We start from the raw sequence: 24,473 nt of genomic DNA on the forward strand, positions 1-24,473 counted from the left end.
GAAAATCGTGTGGCGTCAGGGTGCGTAGCGTTCCATGCACTCCGCGAGGTCCGACCACCCCATCGGAGGCGGGCCCGCCACGGATGGCTGCCGGACGCCGGGACGCGTCATGGACTCGGCCACGAGGCCCGCCACCGCCTCCGGTGCCTGCACGATGTCCCCGGAAAGGCGGCCGAGCACGATCAGCGGCTCGGCCGGATCGGTCTCGATCGACACCGCCCAGCCCTGCGTCGCGCTCCAGACGAGCATGACGTCGCGGTCCGGATGGGCCACCGCACGGCAGCCGAGCGCGATGTAGGCCGTGGCGGTGTCGGTGACCTCGAAGCTGGCGCCTTCGCGCGGCACGCCGAGGGCCTCGGCGACCTTCCACACGTACCGCTCGAGGGCCCCGGCCAGCAGGTGGGTGCCCTCCGACGTGGCGGCCGGCGCGACGTTCCGGCGGCGTGAGACTCGATCATCACTGATGGGCGCGGTCACTGCCATGCGACTCCGTGTTCCTCAGATCGCTGCGGAGCCACAACGGGCGGACTCACAGACCGCGGAGGTGCCGAAGCGAGCGGACGAGCCGATCAACGACTCTGCGCTCCCACTATAACCGCTCGCAACACTGGCGAAACATTCTCGGGCGGTCGTTGCGGCAGATGCCCGCGACCATCGCCGCCGGCGCGCGGGGGTGCGGCTCCGCCCAGCCGGCCTCACCGCAGCGCCGATGTGGTCCTCCCCACGCCGATCAGCCGTGACGGAAAAGCAGGCGATTTTCGACAAAGGCCGGTTGTGTTTTTTCGTCACGAGCGAGATTCACGCCGGACTGCCGGTGAGCAATGGTCACTCCGAATCGGACGAAGTTCGCCGGCTCGGCCAGTTCGAACTGTCCTGGCTGTAGCGGATCAGAAATCGTGCGAACTGGTCGCGCTCAGCGGCCGTCCACGCGGTCGTGATGAGCTCGAAGGTCTCGCGCTGTTCGGAGGCGAACCGGCGGCGTTCGGCCTCGCCCGCGCCGGTGAGTTCGAGGACCGTCCGGCGGCCGTCCGCCTGCGAGGCGGCACGCCGGAGCAGGCCGTCCGCGATGCAGGCGGCCACGGTCCGGCTGGCGACAGGCTGGGCGACCCCCATCCCGCCGGCGAGCCCGCCCACCGTCATCTCGCCGGAACTCTCGTGGACCAGGTTCAGCACGAGGTTCCGGGTGAGGTCCCCCGTCCGCCCGAGGTGCGGCGGCGCAGTCGTGACAGTGCGGGCCCGACCTGGTCGAGCAGGTCCTCGTCGTCGCCGGCCCCGGACTGGGGCGAGTGACCACGACCACCATCACCGGAGCCAGGGGCTTCGACGGCGAGAAGAACCGCGGCCGCGTCGCCGAAGGGCTGCGCGCCGACCTCCTGCTCGTCGACGGAGACCCCACCACCACGATCTCGGACACCCTCAACACGCGTGCCGTCTGGCGCCGTGGTGCCGGTCTCGGGCGCTGAGCGGGGTCACGCCCTGCCGAGCGCCGCCGCCGGCACCGAGCGGCGCGGCAGCAGCTTCTCCGACTGGTCCCCCGTCGTGGTCGTGCGCCCTCTCGCGGGGACGCCCGCGGCTACACCCGCTCGGACTCGACCGTCGTCACGGACTGACCGGCGGACGGCTCGCGGCTCTCCAGCGAGATCCCGCACTTGCCGACCAGCGCGGCACCGGCACCGATCGTCGTGACGACCGGAGCGGCGAACGCCGCGATCAACCCGAGGGCCACCGGCACCTCGAGCACCACGTCGTCCTTGCTGTCCCGCACGACGACGCGACGGTTGAAACCCTCGCTGACCAGCCCGCGCACGGTGTCGACCACCGAGTCGACGGTGGTCCGGGTGGACTCAGGCCTGGATTCGCTCATGATTCTCCTCGCACTGCGGATGTCCTTGACGACTCCAGAGTGCCTGCGGCCGGAAGCCCTGCCATCAGGGTTTCCCCCTGACCTCCACCTGATCTATCCCTCATCCGCGACGGCCACGAGGGTGAACTCGGCACGCCCGGAACGCACGCCGTTGACCTGCAGCTCGACGGCGTGCCGCCCGGGGTGGTAGCGGCGCGTGGTCAGCACCCGGAACGAGTGCGCCCGGCTGAGTTCGTAGGTCTCACCGGGCCCGACGGTCCGGGTGGTGAGCTTGAAGGTCTTGCCGGTGAGCGTGCCGTTGGCCTTGAGGTGGTGCACGACGTAGTCGATCACCAGCCGCGCGGGCTCCTGGCCGAGGTTGCGCACCGAGCCCGTGAACGACAGCGTCTCCCCGATCACCACGGTGCCGGAGGTGAGCAGCGGACCGGTCACGTCCAGGTGCGCGGAGGTGAACCCGAGCAACTCCAGCGCGCCGGGATGGCCCTGTTTGACGAGCGTGCGCAGACCGTGGCGCACGACGCGTGCGGTGTTGTCGTCGGGCGCGGCCATCCACTCGCTCGCGGTCGCGACGACGAGTTCCGGGTCCCGGCGGCTGATGTCGTTGAGGTGGTTGGCGACCGACCGCCGGACGTACTCGCTCTCGTCCCGGTACAGCGCGTCGAGGATCGGCAGCGTGGCCTTGGGCCCGGCGAGGATTCCGGGCACGCGGACGGCCCAGGGCAGCAGCGGGCGCGTGCCCTCCGAGGCGAGCCGGCGCACGTCCGCCGACTCCGAACGGGTCCAGAGGAAGATCGTGTCCAGTGCCCGCCCGAGATCCTGGCCGAGCAGGGCACGCAGGGCGAACTCCGAGGTCAGCCGGGGTGTCAGCTCCGCCAGCAGAGCGAGCGCGTCGTCGAACGCGTCCACACCGCCCTCGTCGATCGCCTTCGCGGCGACGGCACTGGTGACCGGCCAGATCAGCCATCCGGTGAAGGAGGGCACCCCGGCGGCCGCGCGCACGGTCCGTGCGAACGAGGTGTAGTCGCCCGGCAGGTCGGCGAGCAACGCGTCACGGATGAGGTCGCTGCGCTCCCTGAGCGCCAGCGGCGCCAGGGCGGTTTCGGCCGCGCTCAGCCGGGGCAGGCGCGCTCCCGGTGACACGGTGTGCAGGGCGGCGGTGAGGGCACGAACGGCAGGAGCACCGATCAGCTCATCGGCAAAGGGCATGTCGTTCTCCGCCGGAGACTGATCCGGAGTAGTGGGAAGCCAGGCAGGACAACGCTACCCGGCACCGGCTCGTCACCGGTTCGGTCTATCGCCTTTCCGCGGGCGTGCACGCCGAATCGCGCAGGCTCTAACATTCCCTGCGAGCGCGTTGAGCGACCAGCGCCGCGAACTCGATTCCGGCGAGAGGACGACGGTATGGGCGACTTGACGATCCCACCGAGCCAGGACGGCGCACCCACCGCCGGAGCCGAGCGGCAGGACCCGGTGGAGCGGCTCGACGACGCGACCGACGCGTTGATGATGCTGCGGGACGGTTTCTCCGGCGAGGAACCGCTCGACGAGGTGCTGCAGCGGCTCAGCGAGACCGCCACGAGAGCGGTCCAGGACGCCGACGCGGTCACCGTCACCGTGAACCCTCAGCAACCGAGGACCGCGGCCGCCAGCGTCGCCGCGCTCATCGAGATCGACGAGAAGCAGTACAGCTCCAACCGCGGTCCGTGCCTGGAGGCCGCCCGCACGCTCCGTGCCGTGCGCGCCGTGGTCGGGGACAACGGGGACAGCTGGCCCGAGTTCGACGCGGCCGCCGAGCAGCACGGCGTGCGCGCCTACCTGTCCGTGCCGATCCTGCTGCCGGCCGCGGACCACAGCGACGCCAAGCACATCGGTTCCCTCAACCTCTACAGCTACAACGCCGCGGCGTTCGACCCGTTCGACGAAGGCGTGATGCGGCTGTTCACCACCGCCGCCAGCGCCGCGATCGACAACGCCCACCGGTGGCAGCGCTCCCGCGACCACATCACCCACCTCGAGACCGCGCTCGTCTCACGCGCGGTCATCGACCAGGCCAAGGGCGTGCTCATGGCGGTGCATTCGTGCACCGCGGACGAGGCCTTCGCGATGCTCGTGCAGGACTCCCAGAAACGGAACGTCAAGCTGCGTGAGGTCGCGCAGGGCCTGCTCGACAGCGTCGTCCCGCGCTGAGCCCGGCGCCCCAAGCAGGGTCGGCCGCGTTACGACTCCGCCGAGCCGGGTTCGGACATCCTGCGGTGCGCCTTGGCTTTCACCGGGTCCGGCAGCACCCGGCCCGCGAGCGCCTGCGCCTTGTTCTTCACCGAGCCGGCGACGACGTGGTCCCTGCCCTTCATCAACGCCTCGAAACCCTCGCGCGCGACCTGCGCCGGATCGTCCTTGGCGGACTGGGCGACCTTGGTGTCCTGCATGCCCGCGCGGTCGAAGAAGTTCGTGTCCGTCGGACCGGGCATCAGCGTGGTCACGCTGACACCGGTGTCCTTCAGCTCCTCGCGCAGGCCCTGCCCGAACGAGGCGAGGAACGCCTTCGACGCCGCGTACACCGTCTGGAACGGACCTGGGGTGGTGGCCGCGATCGACGACGTGAACAGCACGCGCCCTTCCTTGCGGTCCACCATGTCCGCGAGCACGCGGTGCGTCAGGTGCACGGCGGACGTGACGTTCAGGTTGACGATCTCCAGGTTGTCGTCCACGGACGTGTCGCGGACGAAGTCTCCGCCGACACCGACCCCCGCGTTGACCGCGAGCGCGTCGACCGGCCGCCCGCTCGCCCTGATCCGCGCCACGAGCTCCTCGACGCCCTGGTACGACGAGAGGTCGGCCTGCACGGCGTCCACCTGGACACCACGGCCTCGAAGCTCCCCGCCGACGGTGCCGATCGCGTCGTCCTCGGCCGCGATCACCAGATCGTAACCGTTGTCCGCGAACACCTTCGCGAGCTCGAGCCCGATACCGCTCGACGCTCCCGTCACGACTGCCTGTGGGTTCACCGATCCTCCTCCAGAGCGCGTGGCCGACACCACGGAGGTACCCCGGACCGCGCAGGGCATTCGCGGTTGTGCCGACACCGCGTAAGTAACCGACGTCCACTGTGGATCTGTTGGGACCGCTCGGGAAACAACCTCCGTCAGCCGCCCCCGGCGTGAAGGAACTCACGTATGGATCCGGCATGACCGCACGTAGGCTCGTCAAAGTCCGGGCCGTGTCGTGTCTGGCCCAATCCCCGTTCGAGGAGTTGTGTATTGCGGCGAACGATGCCGCCGATGTTCCGCGCCCTGAGCCATCGGAACTACCGCCGTTGGGCAGCCGCGGATCTGATCTCCGTGACGGGCTCGTGGATGCAGGTCATCGGTGTGAACTGGGTGGTGCTCGAGCGCACCGGCTCGGTGACCTCGGTCGGGTTCTCGGTGCTGCTCAGCACGCTGCCCGCCGTTCTGCTCGGCCCGTGGGCGGGTGCGCTCGCCGACCGGTTCCCGGTGCGCCGGATCGTGCTCGTCTGCCAGGCCCTGCACGCTGTGCTGGCGGGCATGCTCGCGTTCGCCGTCTGGTCGGAGCTGCCGATGACGCCGATCTACGCGCTCACCTTCGCGGCGGGGCTGGTCACCGTGTTCGACGGTCCCGCGTTCGGCCGGCTGAGCAGCCAGATCGTCCCGCGGGACGGCCTCGCCAACGCGGTCGCGCTCGGCTCGGTGATCAGTTCGGTCGGCCGGATCCTCGGGATGAGCACGGCGGGGGTGCTCGTCGCGCTGGTCGGCGCACCGGTGTTGTTCGTGCTCAACGGCGTCAGCTTCGTCGCCGTCATCGTCGCGGTGCTGACCATTCGCAGTGCGGAGTTCCACCCCCTCGCCACGAGCGCTCCCAGCCGGGCGGGCGTGCGGGAGGGCCTGCGGTACGTCACCGGCAGCGGGCGACTGCTGTTGCTCGTCACACTCGGGTTCGTCCTGTCCTGCCTCGGCCGCAACTACCAGGTCACCATGGCGGCGATGAGCACCGACGCGGCGATGTACGGCCTGCTCTCGTCGGTGTTCGCCATCGGCACCGTGCTGGGCGGGCTGTTCGCGGCGGCCCGGCGCACGCTGTCCGTGCGGCTCCTGCTCGTGGCCGCGACCCTGGCGAGCCTGCTCCAGGCGGTCGGCGGCCTCCTGCCGAGCCCCGTCGCGTTCGCCGTCGTGCTCGTGCCGATCGCCGCGGCGGCGGTGCTGATCGACACGACCATGAGCACCCGTCTGCAACTCGACTCCGAGGACGGCATGCGTGGCCGGATGCTCGCGATCAGCGGCTCCGCCGGTGCCGCCGCGGGTGCGGTCGGCGCGCCCCTGCTCGGCTGGCTGTGCGAGCGGATCGGGGCGGACACGACGCTGGTGCTGGCGGGCACCGTGACGTTGCTCGCGACGCTGAGCGCGGCCTCGCTCTTCGGCGCGTCCCCGCAGCGGCGAACGGCGTTCGCCCACCGGGTGCTGCACCGGCGGCGTGGTGTGGCGCACCCGGCCGGACATCCGCACCAGCCCGCGCCGGTCACGCGCCCGCGCCGCCGTGCTCGGGTGCGGGCGAGGTCCAAGGCCGAAGCACACGGACGGTGACAGCGGCGTTTCCGACCGCTGGTCACGGGTAGCCAGCCGCCATGAGCACCGATGTCCGCATCACGTCCATGGCCGACAACGAGTACGCCGCCGAAGTGCACGAAGGCACGGAGACGACCACTCATCACGTCGTGCTGACACAAGGCTTTCTCGACGATCTCGCGGTGCAGGAACCGGACGGGCCCACGCTGGTCGAGGAGATCATCCGGTACCTGCTCGACCGCGAGCCGAACACGGCTGTCCCGCACGAGCTGGATCCCGCGGCGCTGGTCGGTCAGGACGCCGAGTTCCTGCCCGAGCTGCGGCGCCGCCTGGGTGCGGAGTGAGGCTCTTCGAGCCTCGTCTGACGACGACTACGGGCGGTGGCGCAGGATGGCGCCGACGCCCTGCAGCACCTCGATGTCGTCGCCGGCAACGACGTTCGCGCCGGTCACGGCCGCCGCGCGGGTGAACGCGTCGTCCGCGCGGTTGCGCTCGACGCCGACCGGCTCCTCGGCGAACTCACGGACGCCGGCCTCGTCGGCCCCGACCTGGTCGGGCCGGTCACTCGTCCACACCAGCTGGTCCGCCAGCACGTCGGGGTTGACGACGAGCGTGTCCACGTTGGCCTCGCGCAGCGCGTCCGCGACCCGCCCGAGGCCTTCGACGGCGAGCCCGTCCCGGCCGAGTTCGGCACGGAACCGCTCGACGACGTCGGCATCGCGCCGCTGCTGACGTTGTGCGACCAGAGCACGCACGGCGTTGCCGAACTCGTCGTCGTCCGTGCCCCCGGCCAGTCCCGTTCCCTCGACCTCCACGACCAGGTCGTCGTCGAGTCCGAGCTCGGTGCGCACCGCACTGCGCGCCTGCACCTCACCGCCGAGGACCACGAGTTCGGCCCGTACCTCGTCCACCAGCCGTTCGACCTCGTCGGCGACCTGCTTCGCGTTGTGCTTGACGGTGTCCTCCACCCGCTGGTGCATCCGCCGGTGGGACCATCCGCCGCCACCGGCCTTGTGCAGCGGGTGCTGCCGGCCGCGCACGGACTGCACCAGTTCGACCTGTCCGTCGAACGAGTGCAGGTCGGCGCCGGACGAGTCGGCGACCACGACGACGTGCGGCACCGGTGGCGGCAGGTAGGAGGCGAGCGGCAGCAGGTCCGGCAGCGACGAGTAGCGGGTGACGTCGGCAGGTGGCGGCACCGGCAGCGTCTGGTCCACCAGCACGGACGCACCTGACGCGATCAGCACGCGCCCGGCCTTGCCGGCCGGTGGCTCGGCCGCGGACACCGCCCTGTCCAGCGCGGCCAGTGTCTTCTCCGGTGCGCCCTGGTCCGCCAGCTGGTCCCGCAGTCCCCGCCAGCGCAGATCGGCGATCTTGGCCGCGTCCTCGGTGTCGTGCGACGCGTCGAGGTAGACCGATGCGAACGGACCGGGGGCAGTGGCTACGTCTCGCAACTTCGACATGTCCATGTAACCGGTGTTCCCGGTGAATCGACATCTACACGGCGGTCACCGCACCATCGCCAGCGATGGCCGGGCGACGCGCAGGTACAGGTGTTCGGTCCTGCGCGCGACCTCGCCCCAGGTGTAGCAGGCGGAGACCCGGTCGGCCCCGGCGGTGCCGTAGACGTTGCGCCGGGAGCGGTCCGCGAGCAACGCCCGCAGCTCCTTCGCGAGCCGTTTCGGATCTCGCGGGGGCACCAGCTTCCCGGTGATGCCGTCGACCACGGTGTCGAGGAGCCCGCCGACCGCGGAAGCGATCACCGGCAGGCCGCACGCCATCGCCTCCAGCGGCACGATGCCGAACGGCTCGTACCACGGTACGCAGGCGACGACGTCCGCCGAGCGCAGGAAGTCGGGCATGTCCTTGCGGGCCACCTGTCCGACCAGCCGGACCCGGTCGCGGACCCCGAGGGCCTCCGCGTGCGCGAGCAACCGCTGCGCCTCCCGGTCCGTTCGCAGCTTGCGGGTGGGCGGGCCACCCGCGATCAGCAACTCGGCGTCCGGCACGGTCTGCAGGGCGGTGATCAGGTCTTCGAAACCCTTGCGCGGCACCAGCCTGCCGACCGACACGATCCGCCGCGGGCGGGGAGAGGCCGGGGCGGGGTGGAACAGCTCCGGGTCGACGCCGCACGGCACGACGGCGGTGCGGGTACGCCGGATTCCCATGCTCACCAGCTCGTTCACCTCGTCGTCGCAGGTCGCGGCGATCAGATCGGCTTTCTTGCCGATGATCCGCTCGATCGGGATCCGCTGGGGAGGACTGGTGTCCGCCTCGTGCTGGTAGCGGCGTTTCACGGTGCCGAGCGCGTGGAACGTCTGCACCACCGGCACGTCGAGGTCGCGCGCCGCCATCACGGCGGCGAAGCCGGACATCCAGAAGTGCGCGTGCACGACGTCGGGCGGCGCGGCACACCAGTCCGCGGCCAGAAAGCGGGCGAACTCCCCCATGAACGGCAGGAGTTCGTCCTTGGGCATGTACTCGGCCGGTCCGGCGGGTACGTGCACCACCTCGTAGCCGGCCTTCGCGCGCATCCGTGCAGGGAGCTTGCGGTTGTCACGCCGCGTGTAGACCACGACCTCGTGTCCCCGCGCCACCAAGGCTTCCGACAGCGCGGCCACGTGCACGTTCTGCCCACCGGCGTCGACCTCGCCCAGCTCCGCCAGTGGGCTTGCGTGCTCGGACACCATCGCGATCCTCATGCCCTCACCTCCGTCGCACAGCCGATCCCCGTCCGAGAGAGGGGAAGTCCGGTCCATAGAGGAGATTTATCCGTCAGAAGCGGTTCGAAACACCACTCACCGAAGCGCTACTCGGCGTCACCGCACCGTGTTCGTCCGACGATCAATGCCGCCCGTCCGGGTGTCCCACGCTGACCAGTCGAAAGCCCGCCTCGCGGACCTTGGCGGCGGGAACGACGCCTCGGGTGTCGACCAGCACCGGGGTCGTCATCCGGTCCGCGAGCGCGGGCCAGTCGAGCTCGGCGAACTCCGGCCACTCGGTGAGCACGACCAGCACGTCGCGGCCGTCCGCCAGTTCCTCCGGTGTGCCGACGACGGTGATGCCATCGATGTCGTGGCTGATCGCCGGGTCGTAGGCACTGACCTCCCCGACCAGCAGCCGCGCTATCGCGAGCGCCGGCGAGTCGCGCAGGTCGTTGGTACCCGCCTTGAACGTGAGGCCGAGCAGTCCGATCCGGTCGCCCTCGATCATCTGCGCGATGCGGCGGACCTGGTGGTCGTTGGTGTCGACGGCGGCGCGCAGGGTCGCGAACTCGACGTCCTGGTCCCGCGCCGTGGTGAGCAACGCGCGGGTGTCCTTGGGCAGGCAGGAGCCGCCCCAGCCGGGGCCGGGCCGCAGGAACGCGGCGCCGATGCGTTCGTCCAGGCGCATGCCCTCGGTGACGCCGTCGATGTCCGCGCCGACCTGTTCGCACAGCTCGGCGAGGGTGTTGACGAAGGACAGCTTCACCGCGAGGAAGCTGTTGCAGGCGTACTTGATCAGCTCGGCCGTGGTGTTGTCGGTGAGCACGACCGGTACGTCGCCGTAGAGCGCGGCAACCCGTCTCGCCGCCTCCCGGTCGGCCGAACCGACCACCACCCGTTGCGGCCGCAGGAAGTCCTCGACCGCGTGGCCTTCCCGCAGGAACTCCGGGTTCGACACGGTCGGCCGGTGCGCGATGCCCTGCGCGGTGCCGACGGGAACCGTCGACTTCAGCACCAGCACGGTGTCCTCCCGCACCTGCGCGACGACGTCGTGCACGGCGGTGAGATCGGCTTCACCGTGCTCCCCCGCCGGTGTGGGAACGCAGACGAACAGGAAGTCCACCTCATGCGGAAACACCGTGGTGAACTCGATTTCATGCTGCTCCAGCAGCTCTGCGAGCCCAGGTTCGACCAGGTCGACCTCGTTGCGCCGCAACCGCTCGACCTTCGCCTCGTCCACGTCCGCGCAGACGACGTCGTGGCCCAGGTGCGCCAGGCAGGCCGCCGTGGTCAGGCCGACGTACCCGGCACCAACGACACCGATTCGATGCACGTTCGCCCTCCCGACATGTCTCGTGGGGCTTGCTCGTCGTTCTGGGCCACCCGCACCTGGAGCTCGCCCCTGGCCCGGTGCAGACAGGCGGCCGGTGGGATGGCGGCACTCGTCACGATCATCCGCACGACCTCCGGTGCCGTACGAGGCCCTGGAGCGATGCGCTGTGCCGCGAACCGCGCTGTCATGGCGGCCCAGCCGAGTGCCGCGACGGCCGCGGCACGCCTGTTCCCACAAAGTCCACAAAGGACAGCCGCGACCGCGAGGCCGGTGGTGACCGCGTGTTCGCGCAACCTGCCGCGATGCCCGCCGATCTTCTCCCGCCATTGTGGACCGTGCAGCTTGCGCATCAACGCGTCGTCGGCGTTCCCGCGCTGCTGCTTCACGCTGGTGAGGAAACCGGTGCGCCGCACGGGATGGGTGGTGACCCGGTCACCGAGCACGATCCGGTACCCGCGGTCGATCACCCGCAACGCGAGGTCGGCGTCCTCCCGGTAGGCCCTGGGAAAACGTTCGTCGAACCCGCCCGTCTCCAGCAGCACGGACCGCCGGTAGGCCATGTCGGCGGTGATCCACTTCGCGCCGGCGAGGCCGGAGGTGTTGCGCTCCCAGTCGGTGGGCCTGCGGTCCGGTGGCAGCGGCACCTCGATGCGTGCCTGACTGGCCGCCACGTCGTCGTCCACCGCGACGAGGTCCTGGACGAGTCGTCGTTTCCAGTCCGGTGGCGGCAGCACGTCGTCGTCGAGGAAGACCACCCACTCGCTGATGGCCCGCTGCCACCCGGCGTTGCGCGCGGCCGCCGGTCCGCGGCCGAACCGGTCGCACACCACGATGATCTCGTCCGGCGGCGGCCCGTCACCGTGCCTGACCGCGTTCACCACGACGTCGAGGCTCTCGCGGCCGACCGTGGGAATGACGACCGTGTAGCCGGTCATCGCCGCACCACGAACGGGCCGATCGCGAGCAGGTCGATGGGCGAGGAGCCGAAGCACTCCAGCGCGTCCCGCGGGGAGTCGACCATCGGCCGCCCTGCCGTGTTGAGGCTGGTGTTGACCACGACCGGCACGCCCGTGCGGCGGTCGAAGTCCTCCAGCACCAGTTCCAGCAGCGGGTCGTCCGCCACGGTCTGCGCACGGGCGGTGCCGTCCACGTGCACCACGGCCGGGATGCGGTCCCTCCACTCAGGACGGACGTCGTGCACGAAGAGCATGTAGGGACTGGGAACCGGTCCGCGCTCGAACAGCTCGTGTGCCCGGTTCTCCAGCACCATCGGCGCGATCGGCCGGAACTGCTCGCGGCCCTTGACGTCGTTCATCCGTTCCAGGTTCGCCGCGAAGCAGGGGTTCGCGAGCAGCGACCGGCGGCCCAGCGCGCGTGGCCCGTACTCCGACCGCCCCTGGAACCACGCGACGATCTTGTCGTCCGCCAGCGCCCGCGCCACCACCGCGGCCAGGTCCGCCGGCTTCTCGTACACGACCTTCGCCGTCTTCAGCACCTGCTCGATCTCGTCGTCGCTCCAGCTCCGGCCGAGGTCCGCGCCCGGCATCGGCGCCAGCGGCTCACCCGACGCCACGTGCAGCGCCGCTCCGAGCGCGGTGCCCGAGTCACCGGCCGCCGGCTGCACCCACACGTCGTCGAACGGTCCCTCGGCGAAGATCCGCGTGTTAGCGACGCAGTTCAGCGCCACCCCGCCCGCCATCGCCAGCCTGCGTTCACCGGTCTGCTCGTGCAGCCACGTGGTGAGCTCCAGCAGCACTTCCTCCAGCCTGCGCTGCACGCTGGCGGCGAGTTCGGCGTGTTCCTGCAGCAGTTCGCCGTCCGGCGCCTTGGCCAGGGTGTTCCACTCGATCGGCACGATCCGGAAGCCACCGCCGACAGTGGTGATGTGCTCGCGCATGAGGTCCAGATGCACCGGTTCGGCGTGCGAGGCGAGTGCCATGACCTTGTACTCGTCGCTGGACCGCAGGAAACCGAGGTGCTCGGTCAGGTCCTCGTAGAGCAGGCCGAGCGAGTGCGGCAGCCGTTGCTCGGCGAGCCTGACCAGTGCCTGGTCCTCGTACCGCCCGGCCAGGTAGGAGCCGCACTCTCCGCGCCCGTCCGCCACCAGCACCGCGCAGTTCCCGCCGAAGGGTGCCGCGAGCCCGGTCGAGGCCGCGTGCGCGGCGTGGTGCGGCACGAACCGCACGATCTCCGGGTCCAGGCCGGGCAACGCGGTGGCCAGGAACTGCGGTGCCCGCCGGGCGTATTCGGTGCGCAGCGCCTCCCACGGCGCGGTGTCGTCCTCCGCGAGCGCCGGATCGTAGGAGTACGCGACGGCGTCGAGATCGGCCGGCGTGAGCCCGGCCTCCTCCAGGCACCACCTCGCCGCCATCTCCGGCAGCTCCCACGCCGAGAACGGGACCGGCCGCTTGCCGTGCTTGCGCCGGGAGAACCGTTCCTCCTCGGCGGCCGCGACCGTGTGCCCGCCGATCACGAGGGCGGCCGCGGGGTCGTGAAAAATCGCGTTGATGCCCAGAACCCGCATCACGCCTCCCTCGCCATCAGTCGAAGTCCTTGTTCCAGCGGGATCTCCGGCTCCCAGCCGAGCAGCTCCCGTGCTCTGGTGACGTCCGGCCTGCGTCGCCGGGGGTCGTCGGTCATCGCACCGACGTGCACGATCTCGGAGTCGCCGCCGGTCACCTCGATGACCTGCTTGGCGACCTCCAGCACCGTGACCTCCTCGGGGTTGCCGAGGTTGACGGGCCCAGCCTCGTCGCTGTCCGCCATGGCCAGCACGCCGCGCACGAGATCGGAGACGTGGCAAAGCGACCGCGTCTGCGTGCCGTCACCGTGCACGGTCAACGGCTCGTTCTTGCGGGCCTGCGCGAAGAACGTGGGCAACATGCGACCGTCACTCGACTTCATCCGCGGCCCGTAGGTGTTGAAGATCCTGACCACGCCGACGTCGAGCCCATGCTCCCGCCGGTACGCGAACGCGAGCGCCTCACCGAACCGCTTCGCCTCGTCGTACACGCTGCGCGGCCCGATCGGATTGACGTTGCCCCAATAGGTTTCGCGCTGCGGGTGCTCCAGCGGATCGCCGTACACCTCGCTGGTGGACGCGACGACCACCCGTGCGCCGTGCCGTCTGGCCTCCTCCAGCACGTGGTGGGTGCCGAACCCGCCCGTCTCGAGCGTGCCGACCGGTGACGCCAGGTAGGCCGACGGCGACGCGGGACACGCGAAGTGCAGCACCAGCTCGCTGGGCGGCAACCGGAACGGTTCGCGCACGTCGACGTGCATGAGGTCGACGCCGCGCGGCACGTTCGCGGGCTCTCCCGTGCTGAAGTCGTCCACACAGGTCACCCGCATGCCGCGCGCCACAAGGGCATCACACAGGTGCGAACCGAGAAAGCCCGCACCTCCGGTCACCACAGCACGCTCTGCCATGGCAATGAGCTACCCGGCGAAACGCTCCCTACACCGCTTCCGGAAAAGTAGGCGACCTGCCGATCTCCGCGCTACCGCAAGGATCGGGTTGCCGCGGGCGCGGCACAGGGTCGCCATTCCCGGTGATGAGGAGGAGGCTGGGCGCATGACCTCACCCAGCCGCGGTTCCGGCGATGCCGCCGCGGCACAGCGCCTCGTCGACGCGGTCACGAGGCGGGCGGCACTGCACGAAGCCATCGGCGTCGTGCGGGCCTGGAGTGGTGACCGGGACGACGTGGCGGCGTGGTTCTGCGACCGTCGCAGCGACGCCGAACGCGAGGCGGAGGTCGCGCGGGTCAACGCGGTCGTGGACGCGGCAGCCGAGCGACGCGCGGACCCGGACTGGGACGACTAAGCCGCCTGCAACGCCGCCGCTTCGAGGTTTCCGCCGGTGAGCCGGCGGGCCACGTCGCGGACGGGGCTCCGCTGCGTGGCGGCGTAGCCGAAGATGAGGCTGCGGGCCTCGTCCGTGCTGGTGTCGAGGGCGCCGGCGACCATGCCGATGGCGTGCGCGAGCAGCACGCGGTCGTTCAGCGCGGTCAGGGTCTGCCCGGCGAGGCGGTGTGTGCGTGCCGGGTCGTCGTCCTGTGACAGGCCCAGTACCGCCAGGTCAGCGAGCACCTGACCGAGCCGTTGCTCCCACTCCTGCCACGGGGTGACGGCCGCGTAGAACACGTTGAGGCCACCGACCGCGCCTCCGGCCAGACGCATCGGCACGGCGTGCACCGCGCGGAACCCGGCATCGAGTGCGGCACGGGCAAAAGCCGGCCAGCGGCCAGCGCCTTCTTCCAGGTCCGGACAGGCGATCATCGCGTTGTCACGCACGCTGTCCACGCACGGGCCCTCGTCGATCTGGCTCTGCAGCAACTCCAGGAACCGCGCCCGCTCGTCGGAGGCCGCCACCACGCTCAACCCGCCGCGCGGATCGGCCAGCAGCACCCCGGCCGCGGACGCGGACAGCAGGCTCTCGCAGGCGGCGGTGACCAGGCGCAGGACCGACTCGGCGTCGTGAGGGCCGACCAGGCTCGCCGTGAGCTCGTTCAACGTGACGGCGACCTGTTCCTGGACCTGAGGCACGCCCGCAGCATACGACCCGCCAACGCCCGGTGCTCGCGGCACAGTCAGTCCGCCGGCCGGTCCAGCGGAATGCGCCGCTCCAGCAGGTCACGCGCCACGTCCGGCACCGAACGCCCCGACGAGAACGGCCTAAGGCCAGGACGGTTCCTCCGCGTGGGCCACGACGAGTTCGCGCACCTCACAGCCCGCCGGCCGGCTCAACGCGAACATGATCGCGGCCGCCACCCGGTCCGGCGGGTTCAGCTTCGCCGTGTCCGCCGGTTTGTACTGTTCGTCGCGGTCGTCGAAGAAGTGGGTGCGCATGCCGCCGGGAACGACCAGCGTCACGCCGGTCCGGCCGGCCGTCTCGGCCGCCAGCGCGCGGGTGAAGCCGACAACACCGAACTTCGACGCGCAGTACGCCGTGGCGTCGCTGACCGCGCGCAGCCCGAGGGTGGACGCGATGGTCACCACCCGGCCGTTCTCCAGGTACGGCAACGCGGCGCGCACGACCGCGACCGTGCCGAACAGGTTCACCCGCACGACGTGTTCCCACTCCGCCGTGGGCACCTCGTCGAGGCGTCCGCACCTGTCCACACCCGCGGCGGTCACCACGGCGCTCAGGCCGCCGTTGCGGGAGACCAGGTCCCGCACGGCCCGTTCGGCGGCGTCGGTGTCCGACAGGTCGACCGACTCGAAGTCCGCCACGTGCGGTGCCGACGGCGCCGCTTTGTCCAGCACGAGGGGCCGTCCGCCCGCCTCGTGCACGGCGTCGACCACCGCCGCACCCAGTCCGGACGCACCTCCGGTCACCAGCACGTCACCCAGCATCAAGCCCTCCTCGACAGGATCTCGGTCGTCGAACGGCCGCGGTGGTACGGGACGATGACCGTCCGGCCGCCCCAGTGCCGCACCACAGCCGTCTCCGGCAACAGCTCCGCGGTGTAGTCACCGCCCTTCACCCACACGTCCGGCCGCAGGTCGCGCAGGACGCGTTCCGGTGTGTCCTCGGGGAACACCACCACCTCGTCCACGCAACCCAACGCGCGCAACACCTCCACGCGGTCGGCCTGCCGGTTCACCGGGCGCTCCGGTCCTTTCAGCCTGCTCACCGACGCGTCGGAGTTGAGACACACCACAAGGCAGTCGCCGAGCTCCCGTGCTGCCCGCAGCATGCGGACATGACCGGCGTGGAGCACGTCGAAGCACCCGCCCGTGGCCACCACCACCCCACCGCGAGCGCGCACCGCGTCCACAGTGGACAGAGGCGCACCGGCCATACCCGAGACACCGCCGTCGGCCAGGAACCGCGCGGCCGAGAGAACGGCATCCGCTACGGCCTCATCAGGTGTAGCACCCGCGGCCAGCCGCGCCGCCGCCGTCGCCGCGAACCTGTCCCCCGCCCCGCAGGGGTCGAGCACGGACACCTTCGGCGCGGGCACCGCGACGGGCGTCCCTCCACAGTGGAGCAAAGCACCGCCGGAGCCCCGCGTCACCACCACCGCACGCGAACGCCACTGCGACAACAGTTCCTCCGCCGCCTCGAACGGGTCGGCGTGGCCGCTGAACGCCGTGGCCTCGGCGAGGTTCGGTGTCACCAGCCGGGCATCGGGCACCGGCGCCGGACCACGGGGATGCGGGTCCCACACCACGGGAACGCGGGTGAGCACCGCCCGCAACCGTTCGTCGCGGAGAAGTCCGCGGCCGTAGTCGGACGCCAGCACGAAGTCGGCGGACAGCACCGCGTCGAGCATCTCGTCGGTGGCCTTGGGCTCCCCAGGTCCACCACCGCGGTCTATACGGGCCAACGAGATTCCTCCGCAACGCAGGCGCGTCTTCACCGACGTGGGCGCGCCGGAAGGCCCGAACACACCGGGCACGTCCAGCAGTGAACGGATCCGGTGCCCGTCCTCGTCGTCGGCCAGCGCGCTGACCAGCGTCACGTCCACGCCGTCGCGCGACGCCATCGTCGCCGCCAGCGCGGCGCCTCCTGGTCTGGCCCGTTCGGCGGACACGTCGAGGACGGGAGCGGGCGCGTCCGGGCACAGCCGCTCGGCTGTGCCCTCCACGTCGACGTCCAGCAGCGAGTCGCCGACCACCACCAGCCTCATGAGACCCTCCGCAGGGTCGCGGGCAGGGCGGCCTCGAAGGCCTCACACAGGGCGTGGACCGCGACGAGCTGCGCCTCCTGCACGTGACACGGGTCGCCGGGCAGGTCCAGGACGTCGTCCGCCAGCTCGGCCAGCGGGTTCGGTGCCGGGCCGGTCAGCGCCCAGACCTGCGCTCCGACCTTCCGGGCCGCGCGGGCGCCTTCCAGCAGGTTCGCGCTGCGGCCACTGGTGGACAGCAGCACGACGATGTCCCGTGGCCGCGCGTGCGCCGCGATCTGCCGGGCGAAGACCTGGTCGTAGCCGTAGTCGTTGGCGATCGCGGTGACGCTCGACGTCTCGGAACACAACGCCAGCGCCGAGAACGGCGCGCGGTCGTGCCGGTAGCGGCCGACGAGCTCTGCCGTCAGGTGCTGTGCCTCGGCGGCGGACCCGCCGTTGCCCGCGGCGAGCAGCCTGCCGCCCTCGGTGAGCCTGCGGGCGAGCGTGCTTCCCCAGCGGGTGAGCCGTGGCGCCTGGTCCCGCAGGGCGGTCAGCGTGCCGGCCAGTCCGTTCAGGTGCTTCTCCACGCTCATCGTGCCACCGCCAGCGGGCTGGCATGCTCGGAGATCATCGCGATCCTCATCCGGCCACCTCCTCCACCACGTCGTCCCAGTTCCGCAGGAACGCATCGAGTCCGTACCGGGCCAACGCGAACTCGCGCGCCCTCTTCCCTTTCTCCTGCGCCAGCGCGGGATCCGCGATCAGCTCCCGCGTCGCGCGCACCAGTTCCTCCACGTCCGTGGAGACCGTGCCGGCGTCCTCGGGCACCGCGCGCACGACCTCGGTGCACGCGAGCGCGACGACCGGCATGCCGATGTGCATCGCCTCGATGAGCGACAACCCCAGTGACGTCCAGCGCACGGGATGGACGTACACGCGGCGCCGAGCCAGTTCCCGGTGCAGCGAGCCGAGTTCGTGGTCGCCCAGGCCACCGATCGGTTCGGTGTTCATCCCGAACACGTCGATCGGGTCGAACCGCGGCAGCAGGTCGGTGCCGACGATCCGGCCGCGCCGGACGGGGTCGTTGACGACCGCGGCCGCGCGGGCGAGCTCACCGGTGTAGAGCGGGCCGGGGTCGGCCACGCCGTGCTCGACGACGATCGTCCGGGTGGATCCGCAGTCCCACATCAGGTCGTTGAAGTGCGTGACGTGCACCAGTGGCCCGTCCCAGTCCGCCATCGGATGCCTCTGTCCCGGCGCGCTCGGCGTGTTGTGTTCCAGGTACACCACCGGAACGCCGGGCGGTACCCGGCCGAGTTCCTCAGGCCGCTGCACCACCGCGACGTCGGCGTCCACTTCGGACAGAGCCGTTTCGGTCGCGCGCCAAGGACGTCCGGCGAGCCCGATGCCGTCAGGAGGGCCGACTATCAGATAGTCGTGGTCGCCCTGGACGAAGGAGTTCGTCCAGGAACCGTGCACGTGCCAGAGCAGGATCCTCATCGGGTCACCTTCGCGACGGCTGCGACGACCTCGGCGGGTTCCACGAGGTCGAGACAGGGGTGGCCGGGTACCGGACATTCACGGGCACGGCTGTCCCGGCACGGCGCGTGCTGGTCGCCGAGCAGGACATGCTTTCCGTGCGGCGCCCATCGGGCCGCGGGCACGACCGGGGCGAACAACGACACGACCGGCGTGCCGACCGCGACCGCGAGGTGGGCCGGGCCGGTGTTGCCGGCGACGACCGCCTCGGCACCGGCCAGCACGCCACTCAGCTCGCGGAAGGTGGTGCGCCCGCCCAGATCTGTCCCGCACGCGCCGGCGACGTGCGCGGTCAGACCGGCTTCCGCCGGTCCGCCGGTCACGACCACGCGATGACCTGCCGCGTTCAGCGCGACCACGGCCTTCGCCCACCGGTCGGGCGACCAGGTACGGGCGGGCGCCGTCGCACCTGGGTGCACCACCACGTACGGGTGGCTCAGTTCCGCATGCACCAGTTCCGCGCTGGGCGGATCGAGCACGGCAAGCCCGCCGTCGTCGCCCGGCGGTAGCTCGAACCCGGCCGCGCGCGCGACCTGCAACGCCCGTTCGGCCTCGGGCACATCGGGATCGCCGGTCAGCCGCACGTCGAGCAGCGAGCCCGGGTAGTCGGTCGAGCGCGCCACGATCTTCGGCACCCCGGCGAGCCGCAGCAACAGCGCCAGCGGCAACGGGCTCTGGTGGAACGACGTCAGCACCAGCGCCACGTCGGCCCGGATCCCGTGCACCAGTGCGACCACGGCCTCGATGTCGATCGGCCGGATCTCGCGAGCCGGGTTGACGATCCACGGACATTCCCACTCGATGATCCGGTTGACGCCGGGCAGCAGTCCGGCCGCCCGCACTCCGGCGGGCCCGCAGAGCAGGACCACCTCACCGGCCCCGGCCGCCGCGCGGATCGCCGGACCCGAGAGCAGCACGTCGCCGTCACTGTCCAGCCGCACCACCAATGTCCTCACAGGATCATCCCCACAGCGGCACGCAGATCCGCGGCCGTGCGCGGCGCGCGTTCGACCTCGTCCGGCCGGGTCACCTCCGTGGGGATCAGCACGGACGTCGCGCCCGCGTTGCGCGCGGCCACCACGTCGGCCTCTATGTCCCCGACGACCACCGTGCGTTCCGGACTCACGCCGAGCGCCTCGCACGCCGCGAACACCAGGCCAGGCGCGGGTTTGCGGCACGCACAACCGTCATCCGGGTGGTGCGGGCAGATCTGCCACGTGCCGAACCGTCCGAGCAACTCCTCAACGCGGGCGTTGACCGCGCGCACCTGGCCTTCGGTCAGCAGTCCCCTGCCGATTCCGGACTGGTTGCTCACCACTCCGGTGCGCAGTCCGTGTGCGCGCAGGTCCATGATCGCTTCGCGAGCGCCGGGCATCGGCTCCACGCGAGCCGGGTCGCCGTTGTACGGCACATCACGGACAAGCGTGCCGTCGCGGTCGAAGAGCACCGCCTCGATGGTCCGATCCATAGAGGAGATTTAGCCGGGAAAAGCGGCTTGAAACGCTGTGTTCAGAACGAGTAACCAGTTCTGGTTGGGCGAACCCCGAGAAGCGCCGGGGCGCCGGCCCGGGCACCTGCGCGAATAGGCGCCCGGCGCATCACTTCTCCGTTCTCAGGAACGAGCGGCCGCCGTCGCGCGGTCGTTCGCCCTGGCGATCGCCTCGACCAGCTCGTCCTTGGTCATCCGGGACCGGCCGTCGACCTTCAGCCGCTTCGCGACGTCGTACAGGTGTTGCTTGCTCGCGTTCGCGTCCACACCACCGGCGGTCTCGCCCTGCGCCGGCGTGCTCCTGGCCGCCTGAGGGTCGGAAGGTCCTTTTCCGTCCTTGGCTTCCCAATGGTCGCCGACCTTCTCGAACGAGTGCTTCAGCGCGGAGAACGCCGTGCGGTGCGCACGTTCGCCCTCTCCGTAGGTCTCCACGGCCGAGTCGTGGGCCTTGATCCAGGTGCGTTGCGCCTTCCGCGACGACCGCGCCACCGTGCTGGGGAGTTCCTCTCGTCCGGGCATGCTTCCTCCATGTTTCGACCGGGACGTCCGGGTACCCGTCTCGCATGACCGCCACCCACGCCATCGACGTCCACAGCCCACTCGACGGTCAGCTGGTCGGCTGGCTCCCGGCCGCGTCCGAGTCCGAGACGGAGACAGCGGTGGCGGCCGCCCGGAAAGCGCAGGCCGCGTGGGCCGCCACGCCCGCGGCCGAACGCGGTGCGGCGGTGAAGGCGGCCGCCGCGGACCTCCGGGTGCGGGCCGGTGACCTGGCGATCGTGGTGCAGACCGAGACGGGCAGGCCGTTCGCGTCGGCACGGGAAGGTGTGCTCGCGGGCGCGTCCACGCTGGAGCAGTACGCCGAGCTCGGCCCGGTCCACCGCGGGCGGTCGCTGCTCGGTTCGGCCGTGGACTTCATGATTCCGGAACCGCGCGGTGTCGTCGTGGCACTCACACCGTGGAACGACCCGGTGGCCGTCACGTGCGGGCTGCTCGGCGCGGCGCTGGTCACGGGGAACGCCGTGCTGCACAAGCCGAGCGAACGCTGCCCGCACACCGGCATGTTGCTCGACACGGTGCTGCGGCCGCACTTTCCGGCGGACGTGCTGCAAACGTTGATCGGTGACGGAGCGACGGGCGCGCAGCTCGTGCGCGAGAACGTCGACCTCGTCGCGCACGTCGGCAGCACCACGACAGGACGTGACATCGCTCAGGCGTCGCGGGCGAAGTTGTTGCTGGAGAACGGGGGCAACGACCCGCTGCTCGTCGACGCGGACGTCGATCCGGACCGGGCGGCCGAGCAGGCGGCGCTCGGGGCGTTCACCAACGCGGGCCAGCTCTGCACGTCGGTGGAACGGATCTACGTGCATCAGGACGTCGCCGAGGCGTTCACCGACGCGCTGTGCGCTCGCGCTAAGGAGTGGACAGCCGACGCACAACCGTTGGTGGACAACAGGCATCGCGAGTTCGTGCACGCCCAGGTCGCCGAAGCCCTCGATGCGGGCGCGCGGGCACTGATCGGTGGCGAGATCCCGGCCGGCCCGGGCGCGTACTACCCGGCCACCGTGCTGACCGGCTGCACGCCGGACATGCGGATCATGCGCGAGGAGACGTTCGGCCCGGTGGCGCCGGTGTGCGTGGTGCCGTCGTTCGACGAAGGCCTGCGCGAGGCGTGCTCCGGCGAGTACGGCCTGGCGGCGACGGTGCTGACCCGGTCGATGGAGAACGCGCAGAAGGCCTGGCGTGCGCTGCCGGTCGGGACAGTGAAGGTGAACGCCGTGTTCGGCGGCGCTCCCGGCGGCGCGGCTCAGCCTCGCGGCGCGTCCGGCACCGGTTTCGGCTACGGGCCCGAACTGCTCGACGAGATGACCACCGTCAAGGTCGTGCACCTCGGCCTGCCGTGACCGGCTGGAAGTCCTCCACCGCGGCCAGGACCTCGTCCACGGTGATCCGCAGCAGACCGGGATCCGGCTCGGAGGAGAACGTGTCGCCCGTTCCGCCGTGCCACAGCACGTGGTGCGGCCCGGTCCGCGGACCCCACAGGCTCGGCGACATCGGCCCGAACAGCAGGACGGACGGCGTGCCGTAGGCCGTCGCGACGTGCGCAACCCCGGTGTCGCCGCAGATCACGAGCCCGGCCGTGGCGACGAGGTCGAGCAACTGGGCGAGGCCGCCGCACACGGGTTCGGGCACGACCCGGCGCGCCGCTTCGAGTTCGGGCGGGCTGGCCGTCACCACGACGTCGTGGCCGTCCAGTTCTCGCACCACCGCGGCGAACCTCTCTACCGGCCACCTGCGCGCGCCGTGGCTCGCGCCCGGATGAACCACGATCCGCTCGGTTCGCGGTCCGGGCGGAAGCAGCCGCAGATCGTCGGCGTCGCACGGAATTCCGTGCTGTTCCAGGAGGTCGCACCACCTCAGCACCTCGTGCCGATCCTCCGGCCACTCGTCGTGGGTGATCAGCAGCCGCGGCCGCGTGGCCATCAGCCGGTCGACGCTCTGCGGTCCGCGTCCGTGCAGGTTGACGGCGAGATCGGGGCGGTCGTACCCGATGTGCGTGAGGCCGTCGGTCGGCAGCAGCCGGTCGACGGCCTCGATCCTCGCCACCGCATCGGTCAGCCAGCCGGGCGCGGCGAGCGTGATCTCGGCGTCGGGATACGCCCGGCGCAGCCCGCGCAGCGCTGGAACCGCGGTGAGCAGGTCGCCCAGTCCGAGTGCCCGCAGCACCAGGATTCGCATCGGTATACCTCCCTGGGACGCATACCCGCCGTGCGTCCGGATACACCTGCAGCTGCGGACCCGGATCACGCCACCGCGCACTTGTCTGTCCATTGTGGATTTCCGTTGTGTGGAACGCTTCCAACGATGACTGATCCCCGGCAGGACCACGGCCACCCGACGGGGTGGCGCCGTCCGCAGTACCATCTGACGCATCATGAGCCAGCGCATGAACGACCCCGCAGGCAGTGGCGGCGCCTCCATCAACGACCCGCTCCTCACCACACCGACAGCCAGACTGATGGCACTGGCGATGGGCACGGACATCCGCGTGTTCGAGGTGCCCGTGGCACACAGCGCGGGCCTCGCGGGCCTGGTCGGCATCGGTTCCGACGAGAACGACGAGCCGCAGTGCAAGATCGGGCTCACCGACGACCTGGACGACGACCTGCGCGCTGACGTGCTCGCGTTCGGCATCGCGGTGCTCGTCGGCACGCCGGAGGTTCTCGGGAACAGCCCGGACGGCGTCCTCGGCATCAGCAGGCAGCGACTGCCGCAGGCCGACAACGGCCCCGGCAACCTGGCCTGGCACATGTTGCAGACGTGCGGGCGCGAGTCGCCGTCGACGACGTTCCGGCTGATGATCATCCAGCCCGACGAGTAGCCCAAGACCACACGATCGGGCGAGCTTCGGAAGTCTGACACGTTTCCCGACCTGGACCGATGAGTTGGCGCGTCCGCCGCAGTCCAACCATCGACCCAGGAACGGAAGGAAGCCCCCATGACCCAACTGGTGAAGGTCCAGAACTTCGTCGTGTCGAGTGACGGGTTCGGTGCCGGCGAGGACCAGAGCCTCGAAAGGCCGTTCGGCCACGCCGATCCCGGCACCATGTTCGCGTGGGCGGGCGCCACCGCGAGCTGGCCCAACCGCACCGAGCCCGGCGGCAGCCGTGGCCTCGACGACTACCTCACCCGCGACTTCAAGCACAACATCGGTGCGGAGATCATGGGCGCCAACAAGTTCAGCCCGCACCGCGGGCCGTGGCAGGACCACGACTGGCAGGGCTGGTGGGGTGACGAGCCGCCGTTCCACACCCCGGTCTTCGTGCTGACCCACCACGAGCGGCCGTCGTTCACCCTGTCCGACACGACGTTCCACTTCGTGAGCGGAGAGCCGGCCGACGTGCTCAAGCTCGCGAAAGAGGCCGCGCAGGGCAAGGACGTCCGGATCGGCGGCGGCGCCACCACGGTGCGGGCGTTCCTCGACGCCGACCTCGTCGACACCCTGCACGTCGCGGTGTCCCCGGTCGAGCTCGGGCACGGCGTGCCGCTGTGGAAGTCGCCCGACGAACTGCTCGACCGGTTCCACCTCGACGTCGTGCCCAGCCCGAGCGGCGTGACCCACCACCTGTTCTGGCGGAAGTGATCCCAGGCCGCTTTCGAAACTTGTTTCGAAACTTTCACACAATTGTCGGCGAAACACCTCGCGCAACGTGCGAAATCGCGCCGAATTCCACTCGGCCGAACAGGCGATCCACCTGCGCGTTCGACGCGCATTCGAAAAGGCGTCCACCCCCTCGGCAGTGATCTTCCAGTTCAGCACCACTGCCGCAGGGGGCAGCGACGCACATCTTGTT

The 24,473-nt window shown here is 70.8% G+C and carries 28 protein-coding genes; 8 read left to right on the top strand and 20 right to left on the bottom strand.

The window, feature by feature from the left end:
• Nucleotides 1-15: 15 nt before the first annotated feature.
• Nucleotides 16-483: a DUF6292 family protein gene (locus IG04_RS43785; RefSeq protein ID WP_051769164.1), complete on the bottom strand. Its 468-nt coding sequence runs from the start codon at nt 481-483 to the stop codon at nt 16-18.
• Nucleotides 484-825: 342 nt separating this feature from the next.
• Nucleotides 826-1,173, bottom strand: a complete 348-nt coding sequence (locus tag IG04_RS42320) for a MarR family winged helix-turn-helix transcriptional regulator (RefSeq protein ID WP_245815851.1) — start codon at nt 1,171-1,173, stop codon at nt 826-828.
• Nucleotides 1,174-1,286: 113 nt separating this feature from the next.
• Between IG04_RS42320 and IG04_RS46335 the strand changes: the two genes are divergently transcribed.
• The gene (locus IG04_RS46335) at nt 1,287-1,463 is read left to right on the top strand and encodes a hypothetical protein (RefSeq protein WP_245815852.1); all 177 of its coding nucleotides are present in this window, start codon (nt 1,287-1,289) and stop codon (nt 1,461-1,463) included.
• Between the two features lie 110 nt (nt 1,464-1,573).
• On the opposite strand, the gene IG04_RS0107435 is transcribed toward IG04_RS46335, so the two are convergent.
• Both IG04_RS0107435 and IG04_RS0107440 read right to left on the bottom strand, forming a co-directional pair.
• Complete coding sequence (locus tag IG04_RS0107435; RefSeq protein ID WP_030475799.1) at nt 1,574-1,864, bottom strand: DUF4342 domain-containing protein; 291 nt, start codon at nt 1,862-1,864, stop codon at nt 1,574-1,576.
• 93 nt (nt 1,865-1,957) lie between these two features.
• Nucleotides 1,958-3,070 carry a DNA alkylation repair protein gene (locus IG04_RS0107440; RefSeq protein ID WP_030475800.1) on the bottom strand — a complete coding sequence of 371 codons (1,113 nt, stop codon included), beginning with the start codon at nt 3,068-3,070 and terminating at the stop codon, nt 1,958-1,960.
• Nucleotides 3,071-3,265: 195 nt separating this feature from the next.
• Between IG04_RS0107440 and IG04_RS0107445 the strand changes: the two genes are divergently transcribed.
• Nucleotides 3,266-4,051: an ANTAR domain-containing response regulator gene (locus IG04_RS0107445; protein ID WP_030475801.1), complete on the top strand. Its 786-nt coding sequence runs from the start codon at nt 3,266-3,268 to the stop codon at nt 4,049-4,051.
• A 29-nt stretch (nt 4,052-4,080) separates the two neighbouring features.
• Here IG04_RS0107445 and IG04_RS0107450 read toward each other — a convergent pair whose 3' ends face one another.
• Nucleotides 4,081-4,869 carry an SDR family NAD(P)-dependent oxidoreductase gene (locus IG04_RS0107450; protein WP_030475802.1) on the bottom strand — a complete coding sequence of 263 codons (789 nt, stop codon included), beginning with the start codon at nt 4,867-4,869 and terminating at the stop codon, nt 4,081-4,083.
• Nucleotides 4,870-5,142: 273 nt separating this feature from the next.
• Here IG04_RS0107450 and IG04_RS0107455 point away from each other — a divergent pair, with 273 nt between their 5' ends.
• Together IG04_RS0107455 and IG04_RS0107460 are read left to right on the top strand one after the other, a co-directional pair.
• Nucleotides 5,143-6,459 (top strand): MFS transporter, encoded by a 1,317-nt coding sequence (locus IG04_RS0107455; RefSeq protein WP_084400800.1) that lies wholly within the window; start codon nt 5,143-5,145, stop codon nt 6,457-6,459.
• Between the two features lie 41 nt (nt 6,460-6,500).
• Nucleotides 6,501-6,785, top strand: coding sequence for a hypothetical protein (locus tag IG04_RS0107460; protein ID WP_030475804.1), 285 nt, complete (start codon nt 6,501-6,503; stop codon nt 6,783-6,785).
• Between the two features lie 27 nt (nt 6,786-6,812).
• Here IG04_RS0107460 and IG04_RS0107465 read toward each other — a convergent pair whose 3' ends face one another.
• The 6 genes from IG04_RS0107465 to IG04_RS0107490 all read right to left on the bottom strand — a co-directional run bounded on the left by IG04_RS0107465 (nt 6,813) and on the right by IG04_RS0107490 (nt 13,908).
• Nucleotides 6,813-7,904, bottom strand: coding sequence for an Rv2629 family ribosome hibernation factor (locus IG04_RS0107465; RefSeq protein WP_144065136.1), 1,092 nt, complete (start codon nt 7,902-7,904; stop codon nt 6,813-6,815).
• 45 nt (nt 7,905-7,949) lie between these two features.
• Entirely contained in the window at nt 7,950-9,143 is a 1,194-nt protein-coding gene (locus IG04_RS0107470) for a glycosyltransferase (RefSeq protein WP_030475806.1), read from the bottom strand.
• A 142-nt stretch (nt 9,144-9,285) separates the two neighbouring features.
• A complete protein-coding gene (locus tag IG04_RS0107475) occupies nt 9,286-10,479 on the bottom strand; it encodes a UDP-glucose dehydrogenase family protein (RefSeq protein ID WP_030475807.1) in 1,194 nt (397 codons plus the stop codon).
• Nucleotides 10,437-11,414: a glycosyltransferase family 2 protein gene (locus IG04_RS0107480; protein ID WP_063758231.1), complete on the bottom strand. Its 978-nt coding sequence runs from the start codon at nt 11,412-11,414 to the stop codon at nt 10,437-10,439. Before IG04_RS0107480 ends, IG04_RS0107475 begins: the two co-directional genes overlap by 43 nt.
• Nucleotides 11,411-13,003: a carbamoyltransferase family protein gene (locus tag IG04_RS0107485; RefSeq protein WP_030475809.1), complete on the bottom strand. Its 1,593-nt coding sequence runs from the start codon at nt 13,001-13,003 to the stop codon at nt 11,411-11,413. The genes IG04_RS0107480 and IG04_RS0107485 overlap by 4 nt, the downstream gene beginning before the upstream one ends.
• On the bottom strand, nt 13,003-13,908 hold the full coding sequence (locus tag IG04_RS0107490; protein WP_051769166.1) for an NAD-dependent epimerase/dehydratase family protein: 906 nt from the start codon (nt 13,906-13,908) through the stop codon (nt 13,003-13,005). The genes IG04_RS0107485 and IG04_RS0107490 overlap by 1 nt, the downstream gene beginning before the upstream one ends.
• Nucleotides 13,909-14,053: 145 nt before the next feature.
• Between IG04_RS0107490 and IG04_RS0107495 the strand changes: the two genes are divergently transcribed.
• Nucleotides 14,054-14,302 carry a hypothetical protein gene (locus IG04_RS0107495; RefSeq protein WP_030475811.1) on the top strand — a complete coding sequence of 83 codons (249 nt, stop codon included), beginning with the start codon at nt 14,054-14,056 and terminating at the stop codon, nt 14,300-14,302.
• Here the strand turns inward: IG04_RS0107495 and IG04_RS0107500 are convergent.
• The 8 genes from IG04_RS0107500 to IG04_RS0107535 all read right to left on the bottom strand — a co-directional run bounded on the left by IG04_RS0107500 (nt 14,299) and on the right by IG04_RS0107535 (nt 20,640).
• Nucleotides 14,299-15,024 carry a GAF domain-containing protein gene (locus IG04_RS0107500; RefSeq protein WP_030475812.1) on the bottom strand — a complete coding sequence of 242 codons (726 nt, stop codon included), beginning with the start codon at nt 15,022-15,024 and terminating at the stop codon, nt 14,299-14,301. The two genes, IG04_RS0107495 and IG04_RS0107500, sit on opposite strands and share 4 nt — an antisense overlap.
• A gap of 129 nt (nt 15,025-15,153) precedes the next feature.
• Entirely contained in the window at nt 15,154-15,834 is a 681-nt protein-coding gene (locus IG04_RS0107505; protein ID WP_030475813.1) for an SDR family oxidoreductase, read from the bottom strand.
• The gene (gene rfaE2 / locus IG04_RS0107510) at nt 15,834-17,114 is read right to left on the bottom strand and encodes a D-glycero-beta-D-manno-heptose 1-phosphate adenylyltransferase (RefSeq protein ID WP_030475814.1); all 1,281 of its coding nucleotides are present in this window, start codon (nt 17,112-17,114) and stop codon (nt 15,834-15,836) included. The genes IG04_RS0107505 and rfaE2 overlap by 1 nt, the downstream gene beginning before the upstream one ends.
• Entirely contained in the window at nt 17,111-17,686 is a 576-nt protein-coding gene (locus IG04_RS0107515; RefSeq protein ID WP_030475815.1) for a D-sedoheptulose-7-phosphate isomerase, read from the bottom strand. Before IG04_RS0107515 ends, rfaE2 begins: the two co-directional genes overlap by 4 nt.
• 46 nt (nt 17,687-17,732) lie before the next feature.
• Nucleotides 17,733-18,593, bottom strand: coding sequence for a glycosyltransferase (locus IG04_RS0107520; protein ID WP_030475816.1), 861 nt, complete (start codon nt 18,591-18,593; stop codon nt 17,733-17,735).
• Nucleotides 18,590-19,588, bottom strand: coding sequence for a glycosyltransferase family 9 protein (locus IG04_RS0107525; RefSeq protein ID WP_030475817.1), 999 nt, complete (start codon nt 19,586-19,588; stop codon nt 18,590-18,592). The genes IG04_RS0107520 and IG04_RS0107525 overlap by 4 nt, the downstream gene beginning before the upstream one ends.
• On the bottom strand, nt 19,585-20,100 hold the full coding sequence (locus IG04_RS0107530) for a D-glycero-alpha-D-manno-heptose-1,7-bisphosphate 7-phosphatase (RefSeq protein ID WP_030475818.1): 516 nt from the start codon (nt 20,098-20,100) through the stop codon (nt 19,585-19,587). The genes IG04_RS0107525 and IG04_RS0107530 overlap by 4 nt, the downstream gene beginning before the upstream one ends.
• A gap of 144 nt (nt 20,101-20,244) precedes the next feature.
• A complete protein-coding gene (locus IG04_RS0107535) occupies nt 20,245-20,640 on the bottom strand; it encodes a ChaB family protein (RefSeq protein ID WP_030475819.1) in 396 nt (131 codons plus the stop codon).
• 44 nt (nt 20,641-20,684) lie between these two features.
• On the opposite strand from IG04_RS0107535, the gene IG04_RS0107540 reads away from it, so the two are divergent.
• Nucleotides 20,685-22,022, top strand: a complete 1,338-nt coding sequence (locus IG04_RS0107540; RefSeq protein WP_030475820.1) for an aldehyde dehydrogenase family protein — start codon at nt 20,685-20,687, stop codon at nt 22,020-22,022.
• Here IG04_RS0107540 and IG04_RS0107545 read toward each other — a convergent pair.
• Entirely contained in the window at nt 21,994-22,857 is an 864-nt protein-coding gene (locus IG04_RS0107545; protein ID WP_051769168.1) for a glycosyltransferase family 9 protein, read from the bottom strand. The two genes, IG04_RS0107540 and IG04_RS0107545, sit on opposite strands and share 29 nt — an antisense overlap.
• Before the next feature lie 196 nt (nt 22,858-23,053).
• Here IG04_RS0107545 and IG04_RS0107550 point away from each other — a divergent pair, with 196 nt between their 5' ends.
• A complete protein-coding gene (locus IG04_RS0107550) occupies nt 23,054-23,500 on the top strand; it encodes a hypothetical protein (protein WP_144065137.1) in 447 nt (148 codons plus the stop codon).
• A gap of 117 nt (nt 23,501-23,617) precedes the next feature.
• Entirely contained in the window at nt 23,618-24,262 is a 645-nt protein-coding gene (locus IG04_RS0107555) for a dihydrofolate reductase family protein (RefSeq protein ID WP_030475823.1), read from the top strand.
• Nucleotides 24,263-24,473: the final 211 nt, after the last annotated feature.

Origin of the sequence: Lentzea albidocapillata (genome assembly GCF_000719115.1) — a bacterium.
GTDB lineage: Bacteria > Actinomycetota > Actinomycetes > Mycobacteriales > Pseudonocardiaceae > Lentzea > Lentzea albidocapillata.

Coding starts and splice junctions, on each gene's coding strand:
- IG04_RS43785 (WP_051769164.1), bottom strand. CDS start 483: ATGGCAGTGACCGCGCCCATCAGTGATGATCGAGTCTCACGCCGCCGG.
- IG04_RS0107435 (WP_030475799.1), bottom strand. CDS start 1,864: ATGAGCGAATCCAGGCCTGAGTCCACCCGGACCACCGTCGACTCGGTG.
- IG04_RS0107440 (WP_030475800.1), bottom strand. CDS start 3,070: ATGCCCTTTGCCGATGAGCTGATCGGTGCTCCTGCCGTTCGTGCCCTC.
- IG04_RS0107445 (WP_030475801.1), top strand. CDS start 3,266: ATGGGCGACTTGACGATCCCACCGAGCCAGGACGGCGCACCCACCGCC.
- IG04_RS0107455 (WP_084400800.1), top strand. CDS start 5,143: ATGTTCCGCGCCCTGAGCCATCGGAACTACCGCCGTTGGGCAGCCGCG.
- IG04_RS0107460 (WP_030475804.1), top strand. CDS start 6,501: ATGAGCACCGATGTCCGCATCACGTCCATGGCCGACAACGAGTACGCC.
- IG04_RS0107465 (WP_144065136.1), bottom strand. CDS start 7,904: ATGTCGAAGTTGCGAGACGTAGCCACTGCCCCCGGTCCGTTCGCATCG.
- IG04_RS0107470 (WP_030475806.1), bottom strand. CDS start 9,143: ATGAGGATCGCGATGGTGTCCGAGCACGCAAGCCCACTGGCGGAGCTG.
- IG04_RS0107480 (WP_063758231.1), bottom strand. CDS start 11,414: ATGACCGGCTACACGGTCGTCATTCCCACGGTCGGCCGCGAGAGCCTC.
- IG04_RS0107485 (WP_030475809.1), bottom strand. CDS start 13,003: ATGCGGGTTCTGGGCATCAACGCGATTTTTCACGACCCCGCGGCCGCC.
- IG04_RS0107490 (WP_051769166.1), bottom strand. CDS start 13,908: ATGGCAGAGCGTGCTGTGGTGACCGGAGGTGCGGGCTTTCTCGGTTCG.
- IG04_RS0107495 (WP_030475811.1), top strand. CDS start 14,054: ATGACCTCACCCAGCCGCGGTTCCGGCGATGCCGCCGCGGCACAGCGC.
- IG04_RS0107505 (WP_030475813.1), bottom strand. CDS start 15,834: ATGCTGGGTGACGTGCTGGTGACCGGAGGTGCGTCCGGACTGGGTGCG.
- rfaE2 (WP_030475814.1), bottom strand. CDS start 17,114: ATGAGGCTGGTGGTGGTCGGCGACTCGCTGCTGGACGTCGACGTGGAG.
- IG04_RS0107515 (WP_030475815.1), bottom strand. CDS start 17,686: ATGAGCGTGGAGAAGCACCTGAACGGACTGGCCGGCACGCTGACCGCC.
- IG04_RS0107520 (WP_030475816.1), bottom strand. CDS start 18,593: ATGAGGATCCTGCTCTGGCACGTGCACGGTTCCTGGACGAACTCCTTC.
- IG04_RS0107530 (WP_030475818.1), bottom strand. CDS start 20,100: ATGGATCGGACCATCGAGGCGGTGCTCTTCGACCGCGACGGCACGCTT.
- IG04_RS0107535 (WP_030475819.1), bottom strand. CDS start 20,640: ATGCCCGGACGAGAGGAACTCCCCAGCACGGTGGCGCGGTCGTCGCGG.
- IG04_RS0107540 (WP_030475820.1), top strand. CDS start 20,685: ATGACCGCCACCCACGCCATCGACGTCCACAGCCCACTCGACGGTCAG.
- IG04_RS0107545 (WP_051769168.1), bottom strand. CDS start 22,857: ATGCGAATCCTGGTGCTGCGGGCACTCGGACTGGGCGACCTGCTCACC.
- IG04_RS0107550 (WP_144065137.1), top strand. CDS start 23,054: ATGAGCCAGCGCATGAACGACCCCGCAGGCAGTGGCGGCGCCTCCATC.
- IG04_RS0107555 (WP_030475823.1), top strand. CDS start 23,618: ATGACCCAACTGGTGAAGGTCCAGAACTTCGTCGTGTCGAGTGACGGG.